The following is a 25,916-nucleotide window of genomic DNA, read 5'->3' as shown; positions in this document are numbered from 1 at the left end:
ATTCGACGTGCTTAAAGATCTGTTACACAGCCTTCGGAAGCGTCGGCCACCGTCTTTGCATATTTATATAATACTCCTTTGGATACTTTTAATGCTGGTTGTTGCCATTTGGCACGGCGTGCCGCGATTTCCTCGTCCGACAGAATGACATTGATGGTGTTATTGACGGCGTCTAAGACGATATGGTCATTATCTTCGATCAAACCGATCAATCCACCTGCATAAGATTCTGGCGTGATGTGGCCCACCACAAAGCCGTGTGTACCACCCGAGAAACGACCATCGGTAATCAAGGCCACCGATTTACCTAAGCCTGCACCAATAATGGCAGAAGTCGGTTTTAGCATTTCGGGCATGCCCGGTGCTCCTTTTGGTCCTGCATTGGTGATCACCACGACATCGCCTGATTTCACGCGGCCAGAAGAGATACCTTGAATCAGGTTTTGCTCGCCATCGAAAACGCGGGCAGGCCCTTCAAAACGTTCACCTTCTTTACCCGATATTTTGGCTACTGAACCTTTTTCGGCAATATTTCCGTACAAGATTTGTAAGTGTCCTGTGGCTTTGATTGGGTTATCCAAAGTACGGATGATCGGTTGGTTGTAATCGATGATCGATTTTACATCAGCCAAGTTCTCCGCGACTGTTTTTCCGGTTACGGTCATACAATCACCGTGGATCAATCCCTGATCCAATAAGTAGCGCATGACGGCTGGCGTACCGCCATATTGATGCAAATCCTGCATCAAGTATTTGCCGCTAGGTTTAAAATCGGCCAATACCGGTGTCTCATCGCTCATGCGCTGAAAATCATCTTGCGTGATATCTACGCCAATCGCTTTGCCTATGGCAATAAAATGTAGCACGGCATTGGTACTACCACCCAATATCACGATACTGCGAATGGCATTTTCGAATGCCTTACGCGTCATGATATCCGAAGGCTTAATGTCTTTTTCTAGTAAAATGCGGATGTATTTTCCAGCCTCAAGGCATTCTTGTTTTTTCTCATCGCTTACCGCAGGATTAGAAGATGAGTAGGGTAGACTCATGCCCAGCGCTTCGATCGCAGAAGCCATCGTGTTCGCGGTGTACATACCTCCACAAGCGCCAGCGCCCGGACAGGTGTTTTTGATCACGCCTTCATAATCTTCATCCGAAATATTGCCGCAAATTTTCTGACCTAACGCCTCAAATGCGGATACGATGTTGAGCTCTTCCCCTTTGTAATGTCCAGGGGCAATGGTGCCACCATAAACCATCAAAGAAGGGCGATCTAATCGAGCCATAGCCATGATCGCGCCAGGCATATTTTTATCACAACCTGGGATCGCGATGACGCCATCGTAATATTGACCACCACAGATGGTTTCGATACTATCTGCGATGACATCACGGCTTACTAAAGAGTAGCGCATGCCATCCGTTCCGTTACTCATGCCATCACTCACGCCGATGGTATTGAATATTAATCCTACTAAATCTTGTGACCAAACGCCTTTCTTGACGTCTTTTGCCAGATCGTTCAAATGCATATTACAGGTGTTGCCATCATATCCCATGCTGGCAATACCTACTTGTGCCTTCGCCATATCCTGATCTGTCAGTCCAATCCCGTAAAGCATGGCTTTAGCAGCTGGTTGTGTGGCGTCTTGTGTAAAGATGCGGCTATATCTGTTTAACGTGTTCTCGTTGTCAGATGATGACTTCATAATTCTCTTGCTCTAATACTAATTTTTTGTACGTACGTTGTATGGATGAACCTATCGTGTTTTCCCAATCTTCTGGATAGGTTGTTTCGTTAATTTGTTTGATTCCAATAATGCCTGCTGCGGTACCACATAAGAACGCGCTATCTGCCGTGTAGACGTCTTCAACGGTCAATCGTTTTTCGATTACCTCGAAGTTTAGGTCCTTGCAGATATCTATCACGGTCTGCCGCGTAATTCCCGGAAATACATGCTCTACCTGAGGAGTATATAATTTGAAATCTTTTTCTATAAATAGGTTTTCGCTCGATGCCTGCGCCACAAAACCATCTTGATCGAGCATCAAGGCTTCATCAAAACCTTTGCGAATAGCATCGCTCGTCGCACGAATAGCATTGATGTATTGACCCGAAATCTTCGCATCGATCTGGAAAGATTTGGGATGTGGTCTCCGGATGTCCGAAAGGCATACATTCAACAAATTCTGACCTAGAAACGGCCCCCATTCCCAAGCGGCAATAACAATGCTTGAATTGGCGGCAGTCGTCAAGTGCATATTTGACCCTGAAAAAACCAAAGGACGAATATACGCGGCGCGCATGTTGTTTTTGGCGAGTAACTCGTAGGTCTGTTCAATCAGTTCTCGTGTAGACCAAGGAAAAGGCAAATTGATGGATTCGCAAGAAGAGCGCAGACGATCAAAGTGAGCTTCAGCTTTAAACATACGGACACCGTTGTGTGTGCTGTACGCACGCAACCCTTCGAAAGCACCATAACCATAGTGCAAGGCTTGTCCGAAGAAGTCTGTACCCGCTTCGTTGGCCTTTACAAATTCGCCATCTAAAAAAATGTACGTGTCTTGATTATAATACTGCATAGCTTTCCCGGTTTTGTTATCCTCTGTCTGGTATCATCACAACAGAGACAGGTCTTCTCTTTTTGTTTCTGTAAGATAAAGCGAATCCATTTTTAAAGCAATAGCGACCGTTTAAATTTTTAAAAAGTTTTTTATTCTGTATTTATGATTTTAAAGATTTTTTATTCTGCTATATAGGCTTTATTATAGATTATAATTTGGATTAAGGTAGACTAATATTAAAATGAGTCTACCCTTGCGGAATTCAGATATTTTGCTAGACTGCCAATTTTCTGCCTAAAATGAGCGACTTGGGGTTCGAGGTTATAAAAAAAGCCTCTTAAAACAGTATGTTTTAAGAGGCTTATCTCTTTGGTGATTTTGTAAGAGTATACTAGTGTATGCCTTCGGCCAATACCGTTATAATATTGTCTTTGGCTTCTACAACGCCACCCTTGATTTGGAATACTTCTTCTGCAGTACCCGTATTAATGATTACTTTACCATCTTCCAATGTAGATACGATGGCAGCATGATCTTTCAAAATCTGGAAAGAACCAGCACTACCAGGTACGGTCACTGCTGTAACATTGCCTTCGTATGCTAACTTATCGGGAGTTATGATTGTTAATTTCATATTAAACAGCTTCAGCTATTAGTTTTTTACCTTTTTCAATAGCCTCTTCAATGGTACCTACCAAGTTGAAAGATGCTTCTGGATACTCATCTACTTCACCATCAATGATCATGTTGAAACCTTTGATCGTGTCTTTGATATCTACCAATACACCTTTAAGACCAGTAAATTGTTCTGCTACGTGGAAAGGTTGCGATAAGAAACGTTGTACACGACGAGCACGGGTTACCGTCAATTTATCCTCGTCAGACAACTCATCCATACCTAAGATGGCGATGATATCTTGTAGCTCTTTGTAACGTTGCAAAATTTCTTTTACGCGTTGTGCGGTATTGTAGTGTTCATCACCTAATACTGCTGGAGACAGGATTCTTGAAGTAGAATCCAATGGGTCTACCGCAGGATAGATACCCAACTCTGCAATTTTACGAGACAATACGGTAGTCGCATCCAAGTGGGCAAAAGTCGTAGCTGGTGCCGGGTCAGTTAAGTCATCGGCAGGTACGTAAACCGCCTGTACCGAAGTAATAGATCCGTTTTTAGTCGAAGTAATACGTTCCTGCATCAAGCCCATTTCAGTTGCCAAAGTTGGTTGGTAACCTACTGCTGAAGGCATACGTCCCAAAAGGGCAGATATTTCAGAACCAGCTTGTGTAAAACGGAAGATATTGTCGATAAAGAAAAGGACATCACGACCTTGGCCATCGCCTTCACCGTCACGGAAATATTCTGCAATAGTAAGACCGGAAAGGGCTACACGTGCACGCGCACCTGGAGGCTCGTTCATTTGTCCGAAAACGAACGTACATTTCGATTCTTTCATCAATTCATGATCGACTTGATCCAAAGGCCATTCGCCTTTTTCCATGCCTTCCATGAATTGATCGCCGTATTTGATAATGCCAGACTCTAACATCTCACGCAACAAATCGTTTCCTTCACGTGTACGCTCACCTACACCTGCAAATACAGATAGACCACCGTGACCTTTTGCGATATTGTTGATAAGTTCTTGGATTAGTACAGTTTTACCTACACCGGCACCACCGAACAATCCAATTTTACCACCTTTTGCGTAAGGCTCCAATAAATCGATTACTTTAATACCTGTAAACAGCACTTCCGTTTCTGTCGATAAATCTTCAAAACGTGGAGGTACATTATGGATACTGCGACCGTTTTCTTTGTCTACGTTCTGGATACCATCGATAGCATCTCCAACGACATTGAATACACGGCCTTTAATACTTTCTCCAATAGGCATTTTGATTGGCGCTCCTGTATCAATTACTTGCATACCACGAATCAAACCTTCCGTAGCATCCATCGCAATTGTACGAACACGTTCTTCACCTAAGTGCTTTTGAACTTCCAAAACTACACGCTGGCCATTTTCTTTCTCAATGTACAGAGCGTCAAGAATTTTCGGAAGATTTTCATTGTCGGCAAAGTTGACGTCAACAACGGGGCCGATAATCTGCGCTATTTTACCAATATTGGGCATATTAATAGGACTAAATATAATTATTTATTCATATACAGCCACTTCTATCGTGCTGTATTTTGGTTTGCAAAAATAGCTTTTATCCGTTGAAAACCAAAACTTAAAAAAAGAAAATAGTGCTTTTGGGCTGATGCGTGAAAAACGACTAATACAGGGGCTGTTACGTTAAGTTGTGCCAGTAAAACCAATCCATATTGCCAGAAGACTCACGATTACGCTGCTCAGCACGTACGCGATGGCGGTGAGTATCTGTCCTGATTGAAGCAATACCAGGTTTTCCGCTGTGAATGCGGAGAAAGTGGTGAAGCCACCGCAAAAACCAGTCATTAGGAACATGCGCCAGTCGTTGTTATGGGCATTCTGAGCATTTAACGTACCTAATATAAGCCCAGCTAAAAAAGATCCGATAATGTTGACGGCGAAAGTGCCCCAAGGGAAAGAGGAAGTAAAATATCGGTTTACACCAAGGGAAATAAGAAAGCGGAGGATGCTACCTGCACCTCCGCCAATACCGATAAGAATTAGGGTTCGCCACATGAAGTTAGGCTAATCTGCTTACTAGCAGATTAAGAGTTTCTTTTAAGTTGCTCATCGAGTAATTGTCTTTTAAGCAGCTGCTCCTTCTCCATAGATTTCTTTTTGAAAGACTGCAGTTCGTTTTGCAATTCATTAACGGTCTTCTGATGCTCCACCGTATCTATTCTAGATTTTTTGAAGGCAAAGAAGCTAGCAATAAATGCAATAGCAAATACCAAAATCATAGCCCAAACCATGGTATGATACGTGCTCTTTTGAAAATCTATTCCGAGAAAAGCGATGCTATCCGTGCGATCACGTTCTATGCGCAAGTCGCCTTCTAACGTACTAACTGAATCACGCAGGCTTTGCGTCGTGGCTATAGAAGAAGAACTGGCTTCCGTTATTTTTGTTATTTCTGCTTTTAAGTTGTTAATCGTGTCGGAGGTGTTTTTACGAAGAATCTCCAGATTCGTTTTTCGAATTAATTTGGTATCGGCATCCTGATTGCGCGATAGCGTGTTGATAAAATAAAATTGAGAATCAATAGCACCTTTTAATGCATAAGGTAACATAGGTCTGTTCTGTCCAAATGAAAAGGAAATGCAAAAAAGAAGGGCTGTAGTAAGAAATGCTTTAGACATAATTCGATAAAACTTTTTGATGTTTCTGTGTATGTTACGTCAATTTTAGTCATAATATTGAACATAAGCAAGATTTCTGTTCATAAAGAGATCCTGTTTTATTACCTTTGTTAAGGTTTTTAACCCAAAAATTATAAACTTTATGACAGATAAAACGGTGTCGAGTGCGCTGGAAGCTATCCACGGCGTACAGTCGGGTATGACCATAGCCGTGGGAGGTTTTGGTCTTTGCGGAATTCCAGAAAATTTAATTCAAGCATTAATCGAAAATAAAGTGACCGACTTGACGTGCATTAGTAACAATGCGGGAGTTGATGACTTTGGCCTTGGCCTGCTGCTGCAAAGTAGACAGATCAAAAAGATGATTGCTTCTTACGTGGGCGAAAACGCAGAGTTCGAACGTCAGATGTTGAGTGGTGAGCTGGAAGTAGAGCTAGTGCCGCAAGGTACATTGGCTACTCGACTCATGGCAGCTGGATATGGTATGCCCGTCATTTATACGCCTACTGGAGTTGGTACCGAGGTGGCAGAAGGCAAGGAAGTGCGGCGGTTTACTTTTCAGGGTGTTGAAAAAGATTACCTGATGGAATATGCCTTTGAACCAGACTTCGCTTTAGTGAAGGCTTGGAAAGGCGATCGCATGGGTAACCTTGTTTTTAGAGGAACTGCAAATAATTTCAATCATGTAATGGCGATGTGTGGTAAGATCACTATTGCTGAGGTGGAGGAATTAGTGGAACCTGGAGAATTAGATCCTAACTATATTCATACACCGGGTATCTACATTAGTCGAATTTTTCAAGGGGAACGTTATGAAAAGCGAATAGAACAACGCACATACAGCACAAAACAAAACTAACAGCATGCAAAACGCAACAAAAAAAGTATTTATCGTGGCTGCAAAGCGTACGCCCATCGGCAGCTTTGGCGGTGCGCTCTCATCTCTTACAGCGCCCACATTAGGTGCAAAAGCTATCGATGCCGCAGTAAAGCAAAGTGGCATAGCTGCCAACCAAGTAGATGAGGTTCTGATGGGCAATGTATTGTCCGCAAATGTTGGTCAGGCACCAGCAAGACAGGCATCGCGAAGGGCCGGACTTCCAGACGGTATACCTGCTACGACTATTAATAAAGTATGTGCGAGTGGTATGAAAGCCATTTCTATCGGTGTACAGCAAATATTACTGGGAGATGCGGATGTGGTGGTCGCTGGTGGAATGGAAAGTATGAGTCAGGTGCCTTATTATGATACTTCAGCGCGCTGGGGTGCAAAATACGGGCATAAGAGTCTGATAGACGGTCTGCAAAATGATGGTTTAACTGATGCCTATTCCGAGCAGGCGATGGGAAATAGTGCAGAAAGTTGTGCCTCGAAGTACTCATTTAGTCGGGAGGAACAAGATCAATATGCCATTTCTTCTTACGAACGCAGCAAACAGGCTTGGGAAGGTGGGAAGTTTTCATCCGAAGTGGTGGAGGTGACGGTTTCTGGTCGAAAGGGAGAGACTGTGGTTTCTGAAGATGAAGAGTTTAGACAAGTGAACATCGATAAAATTCCCCAACTCCGACCCGCATTTCAAAAAGATGGAACAGTGACAGCCGCAAATGCTTCTACATTGAACGATGGTGCTGCAGCACTGGTGTTGGCTAGTGAAGAAAAAGTAAAGCAACTTGGACTTCAGCCCATCGCCGAGGTAATTGCCTATGCTGATGCAGAACAAGATCCAGAGTGGTTTACAACAACACCAAGTATTGCGACCGAGAAAGTGCTCAAAAAAGCAGGTTTGGCTAAAGATGATATTGATTATTTTGAGTTTAATGAAGCTTTTTCCGTTGTCGCATTAGCTAACGCGAAAATATTAGGATTATCGACCGAAAAGATTAATGTGTACGGCGGCGCTGTCGCGCTAGGCCATCCACTGGGTTGTAGTGGTGCGCGTATACTCGTTACGCTAAGCAGTGTACTACAGCAAGAAGGTGGCACCTACGGCTTGGCTGCCATCTGTAATGGAGGAGGGGGTGCTAGTGCTATGATCATCAAAAAATGCGAAAACTATGCTGGATAAATATGGAATTGCAAAACGTATCGCCAAAGAGGTCAAAGATGGTTATTACGTAAACTTGGGGATAGGAATACCCACGTTGGTCGCAAATTATATACCCGATAATATTGACGTGGTACTACAAAGTGAAAATGGATTGCTAGGCATGGGGCCTTTCCCTTTCGAAGGAGAGGAGGATGCGGATTATATCAATGCAGGTAAGCAAACCATCACGACATTACCAGGTTCTGCTTTCTTTGACTCTGCCATGAGCTTTGGCATGATCCGCTCCCGCAAGGTCGATTTGACTATTTTGGGTGCGATGGAGGTATCTGAACATGGTGATATTGCCAATTGGAAAATTCCTGGAAAAATGGTGAAAGGAATGGGAGGTGCGATGGATTTGGTGGCTAGTGCGCAAAACATTGTAGTGGCTATGCAACATGTGAATCGTCAGGGAGAATCCAAACTGCTTCCATCTTGCACGCTTCCATTAACGGGATTGCGCTGCGTCAAAAAGATTGTGACGGAGCTTGGTGTATTTGATGTGGTACCCGAAGGTGGTTTCAAGATTGTCGAACTGCACGAAGGAGTGACGCTCGAGCAGGTGCGCAACAGTACCAAAGGAAAGTTGATTGAATAATTAGAAGCATGTTGAACAGAATAGCGAACTGTCCAACAAGCTTATTATATAACAAAGGAGAAAAGCTCTCGCTTTTCTCCTTTGTTATATATGCAATAATCCCCGAAATCCGCGTGCGGCATAATAAGACTCTGCACCATTTTGATAGATAAATACGCGACCAAATCGGTAATCACCAAAGAGCGCTCCACCCAACTGTCGGAAATCCGCAGGTGTGCGCAACCAACTCGACGTTTTCGTGTCAAATCTACCCACCTTTTGAAGTCTTTGATAAGCCTCCTCATCCAATAATTCTATCCCCATGCTACGCGCCACTTCTAAAGCACTGTCTGCTGGTTTGTTGAGTTTGCGCGAATCTAAGGCTTGCTGATCATAGCATAAGCTGCGTCGTCCTGTCGGACTTTCTGGGGCACAATCACAGAATATCAATTTACCAGTTGCCTCATCCGTACCGATCACATCTGGCTCGCCTTGGCTATCTTCCATAGTATGTAGTGCATATAAGGCAGCATCAGTAGCGTTCTCCAACCGCGTTAGTACATCACCCCATGTCAGATTACGGTGTCTTCCTTCATTTTCACTAAACCGTTTTTCTAATTTTTCAAATAGTTCTTCCTTTTGGTCTTTTGTCAATGTCTTCATGATCGGATCTGGGATTCGTTCGTTTTTATATCTATACTATTTAGGTTTCATTCTGTGCTATGTACTAACAAGTAATTAGTCATATCATCATAAACGAAAATACGTATATTTTACGAGAATTTTTTCCATAATAAAAGGGGTAAGTGTGAAACACTTACCCCTTTTATTATGGATGCAAAAGATCAAACTGATACATCATTAGCAAGACAAAAATGTCTGTGTAGCTTATTTGCGCACTGGATACTGTTTGAAGATTCCCTGGATTATTCCTGGTAATTTATTGATAGCGCGTTCTGGATTACGAACTTCTCTAGATCCACGAGCTTGCCACACGACAGCGTCTTCATTACGATCTACCGCTTCAACGATGATATGAGCATAACGGTAGCCTTCGCGACCAACTGGTTGAGACCAACCGCCTCCCCAGCCCATGCCCCAGCCGCCACCCCAGCCCCAAGGACCCATTCCCCAGCCGCCGCCCCAGCCACCATTAGACCAGATTAAGCGACTTTTGTTGTTGACGATGGCGATATAGCGGAATAAAATATCCGGATTTTCTTTTGAATAGGTAAGACCCAATTTTTCAACCTCGGTGTTTGCGGCGATCATAATATTTTCACGAGCGATGTCGTTTGAAAAATAATCTTTTGACAAGGAATCAATCGGTGCCAACCAGCCATAGGTACGATATTGGGTGAAATCTTTATTCATCACCTTAGTGGTGTTGAACTTATTGGTGCGACACGCCGAAAACAAAAGCGTGACAGCCAATAAAAGGCTAAAGTGTAGTATGTATTTTTTCATGACTTTATATATGCTAACAAGTGTCTATCTGAGCTATTTGACAAATTACAGTACAAAAGGTTTAATAATGATGCCTTAAATAATTGGTAGTGAACGAGGATGCTTCACATCGTTTAATCCCCATCTCAGAGAGGTGGGGATGCTTTCCTAATACATGATCATCTAAAAAGCCTAACAGTAAATAGTTTGTTAGGCTTTTTAGATGATCAATGCTTAAGAAAAGAGCTAGCCAGTTATTTTCGAATTAGATAGCTGTGAGGCTGCTGTCTGATCAACTAAAAATAGCAAATCTCCCGTAGTCGGATTTAGCAATTGAGAAGGATATTCTTCTGAGTTGCGTGCGCCTTCCAATACTTCATATAAGGCATGTGCTTTCTTCTCCCCAAAAGTGATAACCACGATTTGTTTTGCCTTGTTTATCAATGGAGCAGTCAGCGTAATGCGATGCATCTGCTGCGGTGCGAGATAATAGGCATCAACCCATTTTGTCTTTTCGTGCAATACTTCGGTATGCGGAAATAGGGAAGCCGTATGTCCGTCATCTCCCATGCCAAGCAGAATCAAATCGAATTGTCCTTCCGCGCCCAATACCTGCTTTAGCTGTTGTTCGTACACGACCGCAAATTCCTCTGGCGAACGATCTACATCGTACATCGGAAAAATCTGGTCTTCTGGTAAGGGAACTTGTTTTAATAATGTTTCGAATGCCATCTTGGCATTGCTCAACGAATCCGATAATGGTACCCAGCGCTCATCGCCCCAGAAAACAAATACTTTTGTCCAGTCAAGTTGATCGACGTAAGCGGGTGTTGTTAGTAGCTTGTACAGTTCCACGGGCGAAGATCCGCCAGTCAATGCCACGCTAAAGCTTCCTTTTTCTGCGATGGCCTGTTTGGCCGCCGCCACAAAAAGATCGGCAGCAGCAGGATGAATCTCGGATGGTTGTGCGTATATTTTAATCACAGTTTTCTTCTTTAGATTTTGTTTTATGCAAAGCATTTACGGCCCATACATGTCCTTGTTGAGCGACAAGTACTTCTGCCGTTTCTGGTCCCCAAGTGCCTGAAGCATAATTTGGGAAATCCAGTGAATCGCGACTTTCCCACGCTTCCTGTATTGGCGTAATCACATCCCATGCTTCATCCACTTGATCCGAGCGCATAAATAGCGTCGCATCACCGTTTAATGCATCTAATAGCAGCGTTTCGTACGCTTCCGGAGATTGTGTAGAGCACGTGTCGTAATCGAAAATCATTTCCGACGGATTCAAACTCATGCTCAAGCCAGGCTTCTTGGTCATAAAGCGCAAACGAATATCCATCTGTGGTTGGATATTGATCGTTAAGCGATTTGGCATCAGGTTTTCCGCTGCCTCACCATTCGAAAAAGTGGAGTGCGGTACTGGTTTGAATTGAATCGTGATCGATGAATGTTTTTCCTGCATGCGTTTACCAGTTCGCAGGTAAAATGGCACGCCTTGCCAGCGCCAATTGTCGAGATAAAACTTGATAGCGGCGTACGTTTCTGTATTAGATTTTGGGTTTACACCGGATTCTTCGCGATAGCCGGGCACTTTTTTGCCTTGTAGCCAACCTTCGTGATATTGGCCACGCACTGCATATCGACTTACTTCTTCGGGCTTGATACGTCGGATTGAACGCAACACATCTACTTTGCGGTTGCGAATTTCTTCGGCTTTGAATGAAGCTGGAGCTTCCATCGCCACCATACACAGAATTTGCAACAAGTGATTTTGGATCATATCACGTAGCGCTCCCGCACCTTCGTAATATTCGCCCCGATTTTCAACACCAACCTGCTCCGCTACCGTGATCTGTACGGAGTCAATGTAATTACGGTTCCAAAGTGGTTCAAATAGCGCGTTGCCAAAGCGGAAAGCGAGGATATTCTGAACGGTTTCTTTTCCGAGATAATGATCGATCCGGTAGATTTGATGCTCTTGGAAAGTTTGGGTCAGCAATTGGTTCAATTCTACTGCTGTCTTTTTATTGTAACCAAATGGTTTTTCGATTACGATACGATCTTGCTCTGGCATGCTTGCCAGTCCAGAAGCATTGATGTTTGAAGTGGCCACGCCAATGAAACGTGGTGCGACCGATAGATAGAATAAACGATTTGCCCGCTCGCCCCATTCGGCATCTAGCGCATCTAACTGAGCTGCTAGCTCTTGATAGGATTCTGGTGTTTCAATATTCGACTGGAAGTAGCTCACCTGCGGATTGAAAACCGCCCATTTATCCGCTTCGGGAGCTCCCGTTCGCGAAAACTCAGTCAAACCTTCCTTTAAATGGTCGCGATAGGCATCATTGTCGAGTGCAGTTCTTCCCAGCCCGATGATGGCAAATTTTTCTGGCATCCAATCGTCCAGAAAAAGATTATAAAAGGCGGGAATTAATTTCCGCTTTGCCAGATCGCCGGTTCCTCCAAAGATGACGATAATCGCTGGTCTCGCTTTCTTACTTGTTTTCATGTGTAGACAAATATAACACTCGGTGTTAGCCCCATTGTGTATGGAAGATACCTTCGCGATCAATACGCTCGTAGGTATGCGCTCCAAAATAATCACGTTGCGCTTGTATCAAGTTTGTTGGCAAATTAGCCGAACGGTAAGCATCAAAGTACACCAACGCATTCATTAATCCTGCTGCCGGAATACCTTTCGATACCGCGAAGTTAATCACTGCTCGGAAATTTTCTTGTAAGCCCAATAATTGTTGTCCGATTTGCGCATCCAATAGGATGTTGCGCAAGTCTGGATTACGATGATAAGCTTGTCTGAAATCTTCTAATGCCGCTGCACGAATGATACATCCGCCGCGCCATATTTTTGTCACCGTCTCTAGTTCTAACCCGTATTTGTAAGTGTCGGATGCGACCGTCAGCTGTGCTAATCCTTGTGCGTATGTGATAAGCATGGCAGCGTGAAATGCATCTTTCAGCTGTTTTAATAGTTGATCTTCTGCTATGTCAGATGAGGAAGTTGCGTTCCAAATTAGCTGTTTTGCAGCTTCGATACGCTCCGGCTTGTATTTGGAGATGTCGCGCATATTGACGGCGGCATCGATTACTGGTACGGGTACTTGCAGATCCATCGCATTTTGAGAAGTCCATTTCCCCGTTCCTTTGGATTTAGCCCAGTCGGAGATGGCATGAATCAATGGTGTGCCGTCTTCGTCTTGTTGTTTAAGGATCTCGCCGGTGATTTCCACCAAAAAAGATTGCAATTCAGTTTCGTTCCATTGTGCAAATGTCTGTTGGATCTTATCGTCCGCGATGCCTGCACCACGTTTCATTAAGTCGTACACTTCTGCTAGCAGTTGCATAATACCGTATTCGATACCATTGTGCACCATTTTTACATAGTTACCGGCAGAGCCGCTACCTAAGTATGCTACGCAAGGATCGCCATTGACTTTGGCAGAGATCGCTTCAAATATCGGGCGCAAGCGTTCGTAAGCGACTTCGTCGCCACCGGGCATCATGCTTGGGCCGAATCGAGCACCTTTTTCTCCACCGGAGATTCCCATTCCGAAAAAGTGAATATTCTTCTCAGAAAGGTAGGTATATCGTCTTTCAGTATCTGGAAAATACGAATTTCCGCCGTCGACCAAGATGTCGCCTTCTTCCAAATGTGGAAGCAAACTTTCAATGGCGCTATCTACCGGCTTGCCCGCAGGAACTAACAACATGATGGCGCGAGGTTTGCGTATCGCGTCTACAAAAGTAGCTACATCAGTAGTCGCTTTGATTTGATGATTTGCTGCTGCTTCTGCCTGTAGCGAAGCAGCCTTCTCTGTGTCTAGGTCTAATCCAGCCACAGCAAAAGAATGATCGGCCATGTTCAGTAATAGGTTTCTGCCCATTACGCCAAGTCCTACTATACCAAAATCGTATGATTCCATAAACTAAACTCTGTTTTTGATGAGGATATAATGTTTGTCATTTTGTGCACAAAAGACCTATCAGGCTCGCACAAAATCAAACGTGATTCAAAGATAAAATTTTTCCTAAATAACAGTTGGTTAATCTGTTGAAATGACGCTCGATTAACTTGGATATTTAGCGACCAAAGGAATGGCACGACCTGCACCAAATGCTTTCGGACTTATCCTTAAGATTGGCGGTGCTTGGAAGCGTTTAAATTCTGCTCTGTTAAGCATATTTTGAACGCGCAACACCAACGCTTCGTCAAATCCTAATTGCACTATTTCTTGGCCGGATTTCTCCTGCTCAATCAATTGATAGAGGATGCTATCCAATAATTCATAATCGGGTAGGGAGTCAGAGTCCTTTTGATCCGGTCTTAATTCCGCCGAAGGCGGTTTTACAATTGTATTTGTAGGGATAATCTCGTGATGACGATTGATGTACTCAGCCAGTTGGTACGCTTGGGATTTGTACACATCACCGATCACACTAATAGCGCCTGCCATATCTCCATACAAGGTGCCATAACCTACCGATGCTTCACTTTTATTGGACGTATTAAGCAATATATGTCCAAATTTATTGGCTGTTGCCATCAATATGGTTGCACGAATGCGCGCTTGTATATTTTCTTCGGTAATATCAGGCTGCAAGCCGCTGAAAAGATCACTCAACGTTTCGTCGTAAGCATCTACCATGCTGTGAATGGGCACAATCTGATGATTGCAACCAGTATTGGATACCAAATCCAATGCGTCTTTTAATGAATGATCCGACGAATATTTGGATGGGAGTAAAATCGCCAATACGTTGTCTGCACCCAGTGCTTCGCAAGCCAAGGCGGCAACGATCGCCGAGTCCAATCCTCCAGATAATCCTAGCACCGCTTTTTTGAATCCAGATTTAGTAAAATACTCTTTAAGACCAAAGACGAGCGCAGCATGGATTTGCGCAATTTCTGATCCCGGAAGATATACTTCTCGGTGTTCTTTTTGCTGAAATTCACCCTTTTCCAAATTCAGTTCAGCAAAATCTTCTTCGAAAGCTGATAACACCGTGACAACATCGCCATTGCTATCCAACGCGAATGATCGCCCGTCGAAGATAATATCCGCATGTGCTCCCAACTGATTCAGGTAGATCAGCGGCGCATGCATTCGCAACACGGCGCGTCGCATAATATCTAAACGCGTTTGGTGATGCGTATACGAAAAAGGAGAGGCAGCAATATTGATGATTAAATCTGGTTTTTCTACCGCTAGATCCTGAATGATGTCGCCCATGTAGGTGTTGTCCACACCATTGTCCCACAAATCTTCACAAATCGTCAGGGCAATTTTTGTATCACCCACGATGACACAGTGCACCTCTTTGTTCGGCTCGAAATAACGATATTCATCAAACACATCATAATCCGGCAAATAGGTTTTCTTGACGGTATGCTTTATCTCCCCTTGCTCAATAACTAGTGCCGCATTAAACAAGTGCTTACCTTCCGAATGATTGTTGCGGATCGGGGCACCGATGATACAGGCAATGTCGCAACAAGCACTTGCAATTTCATGCAATGCTTTCTCACAAGCATTTAAATAAGCCTTATTGCGCAGCAAATCTTTAGCAGGATAACCGCCAATCGCCAATTCTGAAAAAATGATGAGTTCGTTTCCCTGCTTTTTAGCTTTGTGGATGGCTTCTATAATCTTTGCAGTATCCGTTTCAAAATCTCCTATATGATAATTGAGTTGAGCTAAAGCTATTTTCATGTGTAGAATGTTAAAATAATAGACCGATTTGGAGCGCTACGTAGGAAATTTTAGGTTCTCCGCCGTTGCGCATAGCGCGCGTAAAACCGTTATTGTATGAAGCACCTGTCAACAAGCCAAGGTTTCCTCCTAAATTCCATTCCACTCCGGTACCGATCTGCAACCCCAACCGTACTAAATCAGTGCCAGAAAGAGATTCATGATCCGCACCAAGTAAATCTGCCTTTTGTCTAGCTGAGACACGTACACCGGCCGTCACACCAAATTGCCCGTAGATGCGGCCAAAATCTTTTTCATCGGTTTTTAGCTTAATCGTGAGCGGCACCTCTGCGTACTTTAATCGGATCGAGTTGTTTATGGTAGAAGGAGCAGTGCCTTCGCGTAGCTGTACTTGTTCTGCTCTCAGGTCATTGATGATCAATCCCGTGGAGAAATAGTAATTTCGGGAAAAGCCGAAATCTGCTAACAAGCCATACCCAAATCGGTATCCAGGATTGCCACTATATTGTGCATTGTCAAAATTGAACCAACTGATGTTGGGGTTGATGACTAATCCAAGACGCATATTGCGTTCATAAGGATATCCTCCATATTGTGCTTGTGCGGTTAATGACACGCTGATAAATGCGATCGCAATAGCTGCGGTTAACAGAGTTTTACGGAATAGGGAATGAGGTAGTTTCAACATGAGTTAGTGTTTAAAAGAAAAGCACCTATCGAGGTGCTTTTCTTCTTTTTATATCGATTTATCGTTTTTCAATGTCTACGACGTCTCTTTTTGTTTCGCCGGTATATACTTGTCTTGGGCGGCCAATTGGCTCTTTATTTTCTCGCATTTCTTTCCATTGTGCGATCCATCCCGGTAGGCGACCTAACGCGAACAATACCGTAAACATTTCCGGTTTGAAGTTCAACGCACGGTAGATGATACCCGAATAAAAATCAACGTTTGGATATAATTTACGATCTATGAAGTACTGATCGTTTAGAGCAGCTTCTTCCAAACGGATCGCGATATCCAAAACTGGATCGTCAATACCCAATTTCTCTAAAATATCATCACAGGCTTTCTTGATGATCTTAGCCCTTGGATCAAAGTTTTTGTACACGCGGTGTCCAAAGCCCATCAAACGGAAAGGATCGTTTTTGTCTTTGGCTTTTGCCAAATACTTGTCCGCATCACCACCATCTTCTTTGATGGCTTCTAGCATCTCGATTACCGCTTGGTTAGCGCCACCGTGCAATGGACCCCAAAGGGCATTGATTCCAGAAGCAATAGATGCATACAAGTTGGCATTAGAAGATCCTACCATACGCACCGTAGATGTCGAACAGTTTTGCTCGTGATCGGCGTGTAGAATAAGAAGTTTTTGCATAGCGCTGATGATCGCAGGATCAAAAGAGCTTTCTGCCGTAACGTCAGAGAAAAGCATGTTCATGAAATTCTCGACATAGTTTAAGTTCTTCTTAGGGTATACAATTGGGTGTCCAATTGATTTTTTGTGAATCCAAGAAACGATCGTAGGCATTTTGGCCAGTAGGTTGATAATAGTTTTATTATCTTCCTCTTTCGTAGCATTTGGATTTAAAGACTCTGGATAAAATGCAGACAGTGCACCTACAAGACAAGATAGTTGCCCCATTGGGTGAGATTGCGAAGGGAAACCTGCGAAGAAATTCTTCATGTCTTCGTGTATCAACGTTTGCTCTTTAATCTCCGAACGGAAGCTTTCCAGCTCTTGTTTCGTTGGCAGCTCACCATAGATTAATAAATAGGCAACTTCTAGGAATAAACATTTTTCCGCTAATTGCTCGATAGGATAACCACGGTAATGTAATATCCCGTTCTCACCATCTAAATACGTGATCGCACTTTTGGTAGCTCCCGTGTTTTTATAACCTGGATCTAAAGTGATGAATTCGGACTGATCTCGCAGTTTGGAGATATCTATTGCTTTCTCATTCTCGGTTCCAACGATTACAGGAAGATCGTAGGTTTGCCCATTTAAGTTTATTGAAGCTTTATTATCTGACATAATTTTCTGACTCGATTTCTACAAATGTATAAAAAATCAAAAACAGTTCGGCTGTCGATAAGCATTAAATTAACATGAAATCGTCATTTATGATGAGGTACACAAACTTCGTGAAAAGCGAAAAAAACTTTATCTACGATTTTTTCGTAAAAAGTTTTTTGTTTCTACGAACTTTTCGTAACATTGTGTAATCGATTGATACAGATATGGAAAAACTGACGATACAAGAAGAAGAAGCAATGCGTGCTATATGGGAAACCGAAGGTGGATTTATCCGAGATATCCTAGCCAATTTGCAGTCTACCGAAGAGATGCCCTACACCACATTGGCCTCTACCGTTCGTAATTTAGAGAAAAAAGGATATGTGCAAGCAGTAAAAGCAGGTAATGCCAAGCGCTACGAACCGGTCATTTCTGCGCAAGAATATAAAGGAAAGTTTATGAATGGTTTTGTGGGCGACTACTTCCACAATTCGTATAAAGATATGGTGTCTTTTTTCATTAAAGAGGAGCGCTTATCATCCGCAGAATTAGAGGAAATCCTAGACATGATCAAAAACAATAAAACGGCATAACATGGAAAATCTATTAATCTATATTCTGCAGGTCAATGTGTTGTTGAGCATCGTGTACCTCGGTTATGTGTTGTTGCTGAAAGGACTTACTTTTTATAATCTCAATCGTGGTTATTTCTTGGTGGGCATGTCATTTAGTTTCGTCTATCCATTTCTGGATGTAAAGAGCTGGTTTACGCGCCATGTAGAACCTATTGGTGAATTGGTGGATTTTATGCCGGATTTTGTGTCTACACCAGCTCCCGACAATCTCTATAGCATCAATAATGTGTTGCTTGCTGCAGTAGCAGTAGGTGCTACCATTTTCTTTTTGCGTCTGCTGATTCAGTCAGCTAGCGTGTTGCGCGTCCATTGGAATTCTTCGTCGGCCTTATGGCACAACCTTGCTTACCGGAATGTTCGCTTCCCGGTCGCGCCTTTTTCTTTTCTTCGGCAGATATACTTGTACCGCAAGCAGCACGATGAGCAGGAGCTCACCCATATTTTCAAGCACGAGTTGGTGCATACTAATGGTTTGCATTCGCTGGATGTACTCTTGACAGAATTGGTATATATCTGCTGCTGGTACAATCCAGTAGTTTTCCTACTGCGCAGGGCCGTACATCAGAATTTAGAGTTCTTGACGGATCAACAAGTGCTGAATCTAGGTATAGATCGCCAAGCGTACCAATACAATCTATTGCATGTTAACAGAACGGGATTAGCTACCCCGATCACAAATAAGTTCAATTTTAAAATGTTAAAACAAAGAATTATGATGATGAACAAAAAGCGTTCCTCCAAATTGGAGTTGAGTAAATATGCGATGCTGATTCCCGTTCTGGTACTCGCATCAGCTGCATTCACGGTAAACCGCGTGGAAGCCAATATCTATAATGCGGTAGAAAAGGGGAAAATTAGTGTGCTAAGCAATGATTTTTTAAAGCATGACGCACCGCTAACAGATACTGGCGCTCTATGCTTGGATGATATTCTTGGGGGAGAAAAGTTTGCTATGGTTGAAACGGTAGATCCGAGAGCCAAGGGGTTAAAGAAAATTGAGGCAGAGTATGCTGATACGACTGTGGTGATCGTGAAAGACGATACATCAAAGGGAGCTGACTCGGGAATATCGATCCGGAAACAGGACGGCGATCCACTGTATGTGGTGGATGGCATAGTAATGCTCCCAAAGGATTTTAAAAATTTAAGCCCAAATGATATTGAACGAATGGATGTTTTGAAAAACAGTCCCTCAATCGAACCTTACGGAGAAAAAGGAAAAAATGGTGTTGTATTGATAACAACTAAAGACGGTCCTTCAACCACTAAAAAGGTAACGGGCAGCGGTACATTTCAAAAAGATAGCACGATCACCAAAATAGTAAAAGTATCGAGTGGAAATGAACCAAAGCCATTGTACGTGCTAGATGGTGTTGTAATCAAGGAATCTGATATGGACGGTGTCGATCCTAATAGTATCGAAAGTATTAGTGTTCTTAAAGATAATAGTGCGCAGGCTATCTATGGTGAAAAAGCTAAAAATGGCGTTATGTTCATCACGACAAAGAAGCTGATCGACGAGGCAAATGTTGTCGAAAAGAAGGTCACAAGTCCATCTGATGCAATAGTGCGCGTTGTCAAGAGCAAGACAGCATTAAGTGAAAATCCCCTCGTTGTAATTGACGGAGTTATTCAAAAGGATGGCTTTGATGTCAAGACGCTTGATCCCAATGCAATGGAGGCTATGCAAATATGGAAAGATGAGAACGCTAAAGAGAAATATGGTGACGCCGGTAAAAATGGCGTTATTGAAATAACCACCAAAGCTGCAGTATCGAAATCTAAAAACAAAAAATAACCCTAAAATACCATTACATCTACTACCAACGGATCAACGCCGATCCCCACGTAAACCCAGCTCCAAAGGCTGCAAAGCATACCAGATCGCCCTCTTTGATCAATCCTTCTTGCCACGCTTCGGACAACGCGATTGGTATAGAGGCGGCCGTTGTATTGCCATAACGTTGGATGTTGCTGTAGATTTTCTCATCAGGCAAACCGAGTGTCTTTTGCACATATTGCGAGATACGAAGGTTTGCCTGATGTGGTATTAATAGATCGATATCGGAAGCCTGTAGATTGTTTTTTGCTAAGGCCTCGTGAATTACCTCAGGAAACTTTACCACGGCTTTTTTAAATACCGCTTGGCCATCCATGTTAGGATACGCCGTACCATCTTCCAGCATTTGCGGTGTCATCAGCATGCCGCCCAATTCTTGATCGGGCCATTGAGGAGGATTTTCCAATCCAAAGCCAGCAGCAGCGCCGGGATAGTACATCGCTAGTTTTTCTGCTTCAGCACCGTCCGAATGCAAATGCGTACTTAATACGCCTTTTCCAGCTTCGGTGGTTGGCTGCATCACGACAGCACCAGCGCCATCACCAAAGATCACGGATACATGTCTGCTTCGCGTATCAAAATCCATGGCAAAAGATTGCTTCTCTGAGCCGACGACAAGAATATTCTTGTACATGCCGGTTTTGATAAACTGATCAGCAATCGAAAGTGCATACACAAAACCCGAACATTGGTTGCGGATATCCAATGCGCCAATCTCGCCCATGCCCATATCCCGCTGTAAAAGTACTCCACAGCCTGGGAAATAATAATCTGGCGAAAGCGTGGCAAAGATGATAAAGTCTACTTCTGCCGCCGTAATACCAGCGCGCTCCAAAGCAATTTTACTCGCTTCAACGCCCATTGAGGTGGTGGTTTCGCCGATCCGATCCGCATACCGACGTTCCTGAATACCCGTGCGCTCCTGTATCCAAGCATCACTGGTGTCCATAAATTGGGTCAGATCGTTATTTGTATATACGTTTTTTGGCACGTAATGTCCTATGCCGGCTATCTTTGACTGAAACATTCTTTATTTTTCCGATTACAATGAAATCCCGACAAAAGTAGAGAAATTTCTAAAAATACCTTATTTTTGCGAACATGGGTACGGAGACCGCTACAGAGACATTTACGCTGGAAGAAATTCTGGCAGCAGCAAAGGATGGACATCGTTTGATCTTATGGAACGACGATTTTAACACCTTCGATCATGTTATCCACTGCATGATGCATCATCTTCAATACTCCGAAGGCGAAGCTTCGCGTATCGCTTTTAAAGTTCATACGGAAGGCAAGTGCCCCATCCTCGAAGGTTCCTACACCGAAATGGAAATATATCGTAAGATTCTTAAATCAGAAGGACTTACTGTCAGCGTGGAATAAGAGCTTATAGCAAGGTAATAATGCGGTTACGTGCGCCCAGTTACGACCGCAAATGCCCACTTTTGCTATTCGAAACTTATTGAATATGCTCTTAATCCGAAATATCAGCGTCGTTTTATTCCTACTACCGGTCTTATTACAAGCGCAGCAAAAAGCTCAAATCCGCGGTATCGTGGTGGATGCTGAAACTAAGGCGCCCATCGCTGGTGCTAGTGTCAATATCCTTACCCAAACAACGAAAGCGTACTTACGTGGTGCTCAAAGTCAGCAAAATGGCCAATTTTCTATTGACAATTTAGATGCCTCGACTTTTGCCTTGCGCATTTCCAATGTAGGATTCGATGATTATTTGCAAGAGAATGTTTCATTGACCGCAGGTCAACAACTCAAAATAGATACTGTTTTTTTACATACCGAGAGCAAAGTCATTTCGGAAGTTACCGTGCAGGGCAGAACGCCAGATATGAAAATCGGTATCGACCGTAAGATTTTTGATGTCTCTCAATCCTTAGTGAGTGCAGGTGGTACAGCCAGCGAATTACTAGCAAATGTACCTACCTTGCAAGTTGATCAGGATGGCACGGTAAGCTTGCGCGGATCGTCGAATGTTCGTATTCTCATAGATGGCAAGGAATCGGCTATGGCCGGATCAGATATTGCAGCATTATTACAAAGTCTTCCGGCAGAAGTCATCGACAAGGTCGAGATTATGACCAATCCATCTTCTAAATATGATGCAGAAGGCCAATCAGGTATTATCAATATCGTATTAAAAAAGAATGCACGTATAGGTTTTAATGGATCGATAAACGCGACCGGTGGATCTTTTGGTAATGCCATGGGGAGCGCAACCTTGAATTATCGAGATAGTAAGTTCAATCATTTTGGTAGTTACAATTTCAATCGTCGTGTTAATCGTGGCGACGGATTTAATGAGAATATTATCTATCGGGATAGCACCGGTGAGTTGGACGCGCCACGTCGCATTTATTCCGAAAATGACTCCCGACGAACAGGGCTAAATCACACAATACGTTTGGGGAGTGATTATTTCATGACGGACAAGACAACGTTTAGTCTGGCTGGAAACTTAAGCTTGCGCGATAATAATCGTAGGCAGGAACTGATGTATCAATACAATAATATTCCAGAAAATGGTCCGACAGGAAGTCGTGTGTCGCAGCAATATGAAGATGATCTGGGTTTTGATTTACAGTTTGACTTCCGTCAGGTTTTAGGTCGTCCGGGAGAGGAAATCACTGCTAACGCTTCCTATGGTTACAGTACCGAAGATGGCACGAACGATTTTAATGAAATTTTCGCCGGAACTCGTCTGGATATTGTTCGCCAGAACTTGACAACGGAAATGGGAAAAAACTATAATGCGCAAATAGATTATATATTGCCATTGGGTGAAAACCATAAGTTTGAAGCGGGATACCGCTCTATTATCCGTACGTCGGAAGATTCGCAATATTCATTCGTAGATCGTACGAATACAGGCAACTTAAATCTAGACGGCCTATTTAGTAATGAGTTTGACCTGAAAAATGAAGTGCATGCTGTCTACGCTAATTATCAGCGTATGCTCACTTCTAAATTGGGAGCACAGTTTGGTCTTCGTGGTGAGCAGATGAGATTAACCTCCACGTATTATGCCGTTGAATCTGAAGCGGCAGAACCGAGAACAGGACCGGCTACCAATGGCGGATTTGATTTCTTCCGACTTTTTCCGAGTGCCTATTTGACCTACGAAGTAGGCAATCAAGGCGATAAGATTCAGATGAGTTATTCACGTCGTATTCGCCGTCCAAATGGTTGGCAGGTCAATCCATTTCTTAATGCGTCGGACGAGTCTAATCTGCGCCAAGGTAATCCAAATCTAAGACCAGAAGATATACATGCGGCTGAAGTCGCTTACTCTAAATCGTACAATCGCTGGAATTTTGTCAGTTCGTTGTTCTACCGCCGTACCAGCGATATGATTAATCCTTTGCAACGTGATCCTTCGGAAATAGATCTTCCACAGGAATTTCAGAACGCTTCTTATTTTGTATGGGAAAACGTTGGACGATCTGATGATGCTGGTTTGGAGTTGATCTCCAAAGTAGATCTGGCACCATGGTGGGATGTCACTGCTAATGCCAATATTTTTAATAATCGCATCAGGCCAGACATTGAAGGCGTAGGCTTGAATCGTGTAAATACGATCAACTGGGATGGTAATTTGATGACCAATGTGAAGATTATGCCGACCTTCTCTCTACAAATGCGTGGCGATTACCGCAGTGGACGCGAACGCCCACAAGGACGTATGAACGAAATGTGGGGCGTAGATATGGCCTTGAAAAAAGATGTATTGCGCAACAAAGGCAGTATTTTGTTTAATGTTCGCGACGTATTCAATTCCAGAAGATTTGAGATGGAAAGCTTTCTGCCCGATCGCTATATCGCTACGGCCAACCGCTGGAACCGTCGGATGCTGACGCTGACATTTACGTATCGTTTTGGTGTTCAGGATCTTTTCAAGCGTGACGATAAGCGCAATGGTACGGCTCCTGAAGAAATGGGAGGCGGAGAGTTTTAAGTTAAATTTCCTTTTGTGGAATGCTTTACTTACTTTAAATAAAATTTTATAAATCTATGAATAAGAGCAAGATTTTCGGTGTATTGGGAGCCGTAGTTATGATGATGTCACATTCGGCATGTTCATCCAAAAAAGGAATGACAAACGAGGCAAATGTGCCGGAGCATGAGGTGCTAGATTTGCCGATGGTAAATGTTAAGTCATTCAAGAAAAACTCCGCAGGAGCACATGTAATTTTTGATGGTACATCATTAGAAGGATGGCGTGGTTATGCAAAAGATCACGTACCTAGCAAATGGACGATAGATAATGGTACGCTACATTTCAATCCAAAACCAGATGGTGTGCAAAACCCAGAAGGTGGAGATATCATCTTTGCATCAGACTTGAAAAATTTTGAATTCGAGTTTGAATGGAAAGTGGCAAAATCAGGTAACTCTGGTGCCTTCTTCTTAGCAAAAGAAGTAAAAGGACAGCCAATCTACATCTCGTCTCCAGAATATCAATTGTTGGACAATGAGAATCACCCAGATGCTAAAATGGGCGTAGATGGTAACAGAAAATCGGGTTCATTATACGATATGATTCCTGCTAAACCACAAAATGGTTTTCCATTTGAGCAGTGGAATAGAGCAAAAATCGTGGTAAACAAAGGAAAAGTAACTCACTACCAAAATGATGAGAAAGTAGTAGAATATGCTTTGTGGACGCCAGAATGGACGCAGATGTTGCAGGCTAGTAAATTTAGCGAAGCTAAATGGCCTTTGGCGTTCCACTTATTGAATAACGTAGGTGGTAAATCTAAATCTGGCGTGGTTGGTTTTCAAGATCACGGCGATAAAGTATGGATGAGAAACATCACCGTTAAAGTGTTGTAGTATCCAAAAATAATAAAACTGAAAAGCTCCTTCATGCTAATATGAAGGAGCTTTTTTTTTGCGCCGAAGATGCCTGCGCTGACATGCTATTGCGGTTATTAAAAAAGCTCCTGTAATTCTTTTAGATCCGAGATGCTATAATTGATGTCGCTTGGCACTGTTGCGGCTAGCGGATTGAAATAGATGGCATCCATGCCGAAATTTTGTGCGCCTCGTACATCGGCATCCAGGTTGTCGCCAATCATGATAGAAGTATCTCGATCTGCTTTTCCCTCTTGCAACGCATGTTGGAAGATCCGGCTATCGGGTTTATTAATACCGACAATCTCGGAAATCGTGATCGTTTTGAAGTACGTAGATAATTGATTACCGGCCAGCTTGCGTTCGCACGCATCCTGAAAACCGTTAGAAATCAAATGCAAAGTATAGCGCTCCTTCAAATAACGGAGCGTTTCATGCGCATTGGGAAACAAGTGCGTTTTATTGGGGCATACGGCCAAATATTCTTCCTCAAAATCCCAAGGAAATAGATTTGGATCTATACCCAATTCGGTAAATGTATCTTCGAATCGCAGTCTGCGTAGCGTTGGTTTATCGATTTTATTATGATGGTACAATCCCCATAGTCGGTGGTTGTTGCTCGTGTATGCCGTAATAAAGTTGTCTGGTGCAGCATGACCGACCAATTCTTCAAACTTGTACTTCACATACAAGTCTTGCAATGTCTCGGTCGCGTTGCGGTCAAAGTCCCAAATGGTGTGATCCAGATCGAAAAAGATGTCTTTTTTGTTGGTAAACATGCTACAAATATACACCAGTCGGCGAAAATGAGCTAAATTGCTATCTGTTCTTTTTGTCATAAAGTGT

At 43.2% G+C, this 25,916-nt stretch carries 24 protein-coding genes; 8 read left to right on the top strand and 16 right to left on the bottom strand.

Annotated features, from left to right (window positions below):
- Window positions 1-11: 11 nt before the first annotated feature.
- The 6 genes from ilvD to AC3IRT_RS14930 all read right to left on the bottom strand — a co-directional run bounded on the left by ilvD (window position 12) and on the right by AC3IRT_RS14930 (window position 5,866).
- The gene (gene ilvD, locus AC3IRT_RS14955; protein WP_489394013.1) at window positions 12-1,712 is read right to left on the bottom strand and encodes a dihydroxy-acid dehydratase; all 1,701 of its coding nucleotides are present in this window, start codon (window positions 1,710-1,712) and stop codon (window positions 12-14) included.
- Entirely contained in the window at window positions 1,696-2,586 is an 891-nt protein-coding gene (locus AC3IRT_RS14950) for a branched-chain amino acid transaminase (protein ID WP_489394012.1), read from the bottom strand. Before AC3IRT_RS14950 ends, ilvD begins: the two co-directional genes overlap by 17 nt.
- A 373-nt stretch (window positions 2,587-2,959) precedes the next feature.
- Window positions 2,960-3,202: an ATP synthase F1 subunit epsilon gene (gene atpC, locus AC3IRT_RS14945; protein ID WP_489394011.1), complete on the bottom strand. Its 243-nt coding sequence runs from the start codon at window positions 3,200-3,202 to the stop codon at window positions 2,960-2,962.
- 1 nt (window position 3,203) lies between these two features.
- A complete protein-coding gene (gene atpD / locus AC3IRT_RS14940) occupies window positions 3,204-4,706 on the bottom strand; it encodes a F0F1 ATP synthase subunit beta (RefSeq protein WP_489394010.1) in 1,503 nt (500 codons plus the stop codon).
- A 165-nt stretch (window positions 4,707-4,871) separates the two neighbouring features.
- Window positions 4,872-5,243 carry a fluoride efflux transporter CrcB gene (gene crcB / locus AC3IRT_RS14935; RefSeq protein WP_489394009.1) on the bottom strand — a complete coding sequence of 124 codons (372 nt, stop codon included), beginning with the start codon at window positions 5,241-5,243 and terminating at the stop codon, window positions 4,872-4,874.
- A gap of 29 nt (window positions 5,244-5,272) precedes the next feature.
- Window positions 5,273-5,866, bottom strand: coding sequence for a hypothetical protein (locus tag AC3IRT_RS14930; RefSeq protein WP_489394008.1), 594 nt, complete (start codon window positions 5,864-5,866; stop codon window positions 5,273-5,275).
- A 142-nt stretch (window positions 5,867-6,008) separates the two neighbouring features.
- Between AC3IRT_RS14930 and AC3IRT_RS14925 the strand changes: the two genes are divergently transcribed.
- The 3 genes from AC3IRT_RS14925 to AC3IRT_RS14915 are packed head-to-tail and all read left to right on the top strand — an operon-like array spanning window position 6,009 to window position 8,551.
- The gene (locus AC3IRT_RS14925) at window positions 6,009-6,725 is read left to right on the top strand and encodes a CoA transferase subunit A (RefSeq protein ID WP_489394007.1); all 717 of its coding nucleotides are present in this window, start codon (window positions 6,009-6,011) and stop codon (window positions 6,723-6,725) included.
- Between the two features lie 4 nt (window positions 6,726-6,729).
- Complete coding sequence (locus tag AC3IRT_RS14920; RefSeq protein ID WP_489394006.1) at window positions 6,730-7,932, top strand: thiolase family protein; 1,203 nt, start codon at window positions 6,730-6,732, stop codon at window positions 7,930-7,932.
- Entirely contained in the window at window positions 7,922-8,551 is a 630-nt protein-coding gene (locus AC3IRT_RS14915; RefSeq protein ID WP_489394005.1) for a 3-oxoacid CoA-transferase subunit B, read from the top strand. The genes AC3IRT_RS14920 and AC3IRT_RS14915 overlap by 11 nt, the downstream gene beginning before the upstream one ends.
- Before the next feature lie 84 nt (window positions 8,552-8,635).
- Here AC3IRT_RS14915 and AC3IRT_RS14910 read toward each other — a convergent pair whose 3' ends face one another.
- The 8 genes from AC3IRT_RS14910 to AC3IRT_RS14875 form a co-directional block, all read right to left on the bottom strand.
- Entirely contained in the window at window positions 8,636-9,193 is a 558-nt protein-coding gene (locus AC3IRT_RS14910) for a DUF4256 domain-containing protein (RefSeq protein ID WP_489394004.1), read from the bottom strand.
- 225 nt (window positions 9,194-9,418) lie between these two features.
- Window positions 9,419-9,997, bottom strand: a complete 579-nt coding sequence (locus AC3IRT_RS14905) for a DUF4136 domain-containing protein (protein ID WP_489394003.1) — start codon at window positions 9,995-9,997, stop codon at window positions 9,419-9,421.
- Between the two features lie 225 nt (window positions 9,998-10,222).
- Window positions 10,223-10,960, bottom strand: coding sequence for a 6-phosphogluconolactonase (gene pgl / locus AC3IRT_RS14900; protein WP_489394002.1), 738 nt, complete (start codon window positions 10,958-10,960; stop codon window positions 10,223-10,225).
- A complete protein-coding gene (gene zwf, locus AC3IRT_RS14895) occupies window positions 10,953-12,488 on the bottom strand; it encodes a glucose-6-phosphate dehydrogenase (protein WP_489394001.1) in 1,536 nt (511 codons plus the stop codon). Before zwf ends, pgl begins: the two co-directional genes overlap by 8 nt.
- A gap of 25 nt (window positions 12,489-12,513) precedes the next feature.
- Window positions 12,514-13,920: an NADP-dependent phosphogluconate dehydrogenase gene (gene gndA / locus AC3IRT_RS14890; RefSeq protein WP_489394000.1), complete on the bottom strand. Its 1,407-nt coding sequence runs from the start codon at window positions 13,918-13,920 to the stop codon at window positions 12,514-12,516.
- 144 nt (window positions 13,921-14,064) lie between these two features.
- Window positions 14,065-15,708, bottom strand: a complete 1,644-nt coding sequence (locus tag AC3IRT_RS14885) for an NAD+ synthase (protein WP_489393999.1) — start codon at window positions 15,706-15,708, stop codon at window positions 14,065-14,067.
- Between the two features lie 10 nt (window positions 15,709-15,718).
- Complete coding sequence (locus AC3IRT_RS14880) at window positions 15,719-16,396, bottom strand: outer membrane beta-barrel protein (RefSeq protein WP_489393998.1); 678 nt, start codon at window positions 16,394-16,396, stop codon at window positions 15,719-15,721.
- A 58-nt stretch (window positions 16,397-16,454) separates the two neighbouring features.
- Window positions 16,455-17,744 (bottom strand): citrate synthase, encoded by a 1,290-nt coding sequence (locus AC3IRT_RS14875; protein WP_489393997.1) that lies wholly within the window; start codon window positions 17,742-17,744, stop codon window positions 16,455-16,457.
- A gap of 206 nt (window positions 17,745-17,950) precedes the next feature.
- On the opposite strand from AC3IRT_RS14875, the gene AC3IRT_RS14870 reads away from it, so the two are divergent.
- Window positions 17,951-18,319 carry a BlaI/MecI/CopY family transcriptional regulator gene (locus tag AC3IRT_RS14870; protein WP_489393996.1) on the top strand — a complete coding sequence of 123 codons (369 nt, stop codon included), beginning with the start codon at window positions 17,951-17,953 and terminating at the stop codon, window positions 18,317-18,319.
- A gap of 1 nt (window position 18,320) precedes the next feature.
- The gene (locus tag AC3IRT_RS14865) at window positions 18,321-20,159 is read left to right on the top strand and encodes a TonB-dependent receptor plug domain-containing protein (RefSeq protein ID WP_489393995.1); all 1,839 of its coding nucleotides are present in this window, start codon (window positions 18,321-18,323) and stop codon (window positions 20,157-20,159) included.
- 22 nt (window positions 20,160-20,181) lie between these two features.
- Here AC3IRT_RS14865 and AC3IRT_RS14860 read toward each other — a convergent pair whose 3' ends face one another.
- Window positions 20,182-21,228 carry a 3-oxoacyl-ACP synthase III family protein gene (locus AC3IRT_RS14860; RefSeq protein ID WP_489393994.1) on the bottom strand — a complete coding sequence of 349 codons (1,047 nt, stop codon included), beginning with the start codon at window positions 21,226-21,228 and terminating at the stop codon, window positions 20,182-20,184.
- A 74-nt stretch (window positions 21,229-21,302) separates the two neighbouring features.
- Here AC3IRT_RS14860 and AC3IRT_RS14855 point away from each other — a divergent pair, with 74 nt between their 5' ends.
- The 3 genes from AC3IRT_RS14855 to AC3IRT_RS14845 all read left to right on the top strand — a co-directional run bounded on the left by AC3IRT_RS14855 (window position 21,303) and on the right by AC3IRT_RS14845 (window position 25,049).
- Window positions 21,303-21,584: an ATP-dependent Clp protease adaptor ClpS gene (locus AC3IRT_RS14855; protein ID WP_489393993.1), complete on the top strand. Its 282-nt coding sequence runs from the start codon at window positions 21,303-21,305 to the stop codon at window positions 21,582-21,584.
- Window positions 21,585-21,669: 85 nt separating this feature from the next.
- Window positions 21,670-24,171 carry a TonB-dependent receptor domain-containing protein gene (locus AC3IRT_RS14850; RefSeq protein ID WP_489393992.1) on the top strand — a complete coding sequence of 834 codons (2,502 nt, stop codon included), beginning with the start codon at window positions 21,670-21,672 and terminating at the stop codon, window positions 24,169-24,171.
- A 56-nt stretch (window positions 24,172-24,227) separates the two neighbouring features.
- Window positions 24,228-25,049, top strand: a complete 822-nt coding sequence (locus AC3IRT_RS14845) for a 3-keto-disaccharide hydrolase (protein ID WP_489393991.1) — start codon at window positions 24,228-24,230, stop codon at window positions 25,047-25,049.
- A gap of 98 nt (window positions 25,050-25,147) precedes the next feature.
- On the opposite strand, the gene AC3IRT_RS14840 is transcribed toward AC3IRT_RS14845, so the two are convergent.
- Window positions 25,148-25,909: a YjjG family noncanonical pyrimidine nucleotidase gene (locus tag AC3IRT_RS14840; protein ID WP_489393990.1), complete on the bottom strand. Its 762-nt coding sequence runs from the start codon at window positions 25,907-25,909 to the stop codon at window positions 25,148-25,150.
- Between the last annotated feature and the right edge of the window lie 7 nt (window positions 25,910-25,916).

The sequence above is a fragment of the Sphingobacterium sp. KH_072 genome (assembly GCF_057837975.1).
This window is presented reverse-complemented; position numbering and strand designations above follow the sequence as displayed.

Coding starts and splice junctions, on each gene's coding strand:
- AC3IRT_RS14880 (WP_489393998.1), bottom strand. CDS start 16,396: ATGTTGAAACTACCTCATTCCCTATTCCGTAAAACTCTGTTAACCGCA.
- zwf (WP_489394001.1), bottom strand. CDS start 12,488: ATGAAAACAAGTAAGAAAGCGAGACCAGCGATTATCGTCATCTTTGGA.
- atpD (WP_489394010.1), bottom strand. CDS start 4,706: ATGCCCAATATTGGTAAAATAGCGCAGATTATCGGCCCCGTTGTTGAC.
- AC3IRT_RS14910 (WP_489394004.1), bottom strand. CDS start 9,193: ATGAAGACATTGACAAAAGACCAAAAGGAAGAACTATTTGAAAAATTA.
- atpC (WP_489394011.1), bottom strand. CDS start 3,202: ATGAAATTAACAATCATAACTCCCGATAAGTTAGCATACGAAGGCAAT.
- AC3IRT_RS14875 (WP_489393997.1), bottom strand. CDS start 17,744: ATGTCAGATAATAAAGCTTCAATAAACTTAAATGGGCAAACCTACGAT.
- AC3IRT_RS14930 (WP_489394008.1), bottom strand. CDS start 5,866: ATGTCTAAAGCATTTCTTACTACAGCCCTTCTTTTTTGCATTTCCTTT.
- gndA (WP_489394000.1), bottom strand. CDS start 13,920: ATGGAATCATACGATTTTGGTATAGTAGGACTTGGCGTAATGGGCAGA.
- AC3IRT_RS14865 (WP_489393995.1), top strand. CDS start 18,321: ATGGAAAATCTATTAATCTATATTCTGCAGGTCAATGTGTTGTTGAGC.
- AC3IRT_RS14855 (WP_489393993.1), top strand. CDS start 21,303: ATGGGTACGGAGACCGCTACAGAGACATTTACGCTGGAAGAAATTCTG.
- AC3IRT_RS14840 (WP_489393990.1), bottom strand. CDS start 25,909: ATGACAAAAAGAACAGATAGCAATTTAGCTCATTTTCGCCGACTGGTG.
- AC3IRT_RS14845 (WP_489393991.1), top strand. CDS start 24,228: ATGAATAAGAGCAAGATTTTCGGTGTATTGGGAGCCGTAGTTATGATG.
- AC3IRT_RS14860 (WP_489393994.1), bottom strand. CDS start 21,228: ATGTTTCAGTCAAAGATAGCCGGCATAGGACATTACGTGCCAAAAAAC.
- AC3IRT_RS14915 (WP_489394005.1), top strand. CDS start 7,922: ATGCTGGATAAATATGGAATTGCAAAACGTATCGCCAAAGAGGTCAAA.
- crcB (WP_489394009.1), bottom strand. CDS start 5,243: ATGTGGCGAACCCTAATTCTTATCGGTATTGGCGGAGGTGCAGGTAGC.
- AC3IRT_RS14905 (WP_489394003.1), bottom strand. CDS start 9,997: ATGAAAAAATACATACTACACTTTAGCCTTTTATTGGCTGTCACGCTT.
- AC3IRT_RS14850 (WP_489393992.1), top strand. CDS start 21,670: ATGCTCTTAATCCGAAATATCAGCGTCGTTTTATTCCTACTACCGGTC.
- AC3IRT_RS14920 (WP_489394006.1), top strand. CDS start 6,730: ATGCAAAACGCAACAAAAAAAGTATTTATCGTGGCTGCAAAGCGTACG.
- AC3IRT_RS14925 (WP_489394007.1), top strand. CDS start 6,009: ATGACAGATAAAACGGTGTCGAGTGCGCTGGAAGCTATCCACGGCGTA.
- AC3IRT_RS14885 (WP_489393999.1), bottom strand. CDS start 15,708: ATGAAAATAGCTTTAGCTCAACTCAATTATCATATAGGAGATTTTGAA.
- AC3IRT_RS14870 (WP_489393996.1), top strand. CDS start 17,951: ATGGAAAAACTGACGATACAAGAAGAAGAAGCAATGCGTGCTATATGG.
- ilvD (WP_489394013.1), bottom strand. CDS start 1,712: ATGAAGTCATCATCTGACAACGAGAACACGTTAAACAGATATAGCCGC.
- AC3IRT_RS14950 (WP_489394012.1), bottom strand. CDS start 2,586: ATGCAGTATTATAATCAAGACACGTACATTTTTTTAGATGGCGAATTT.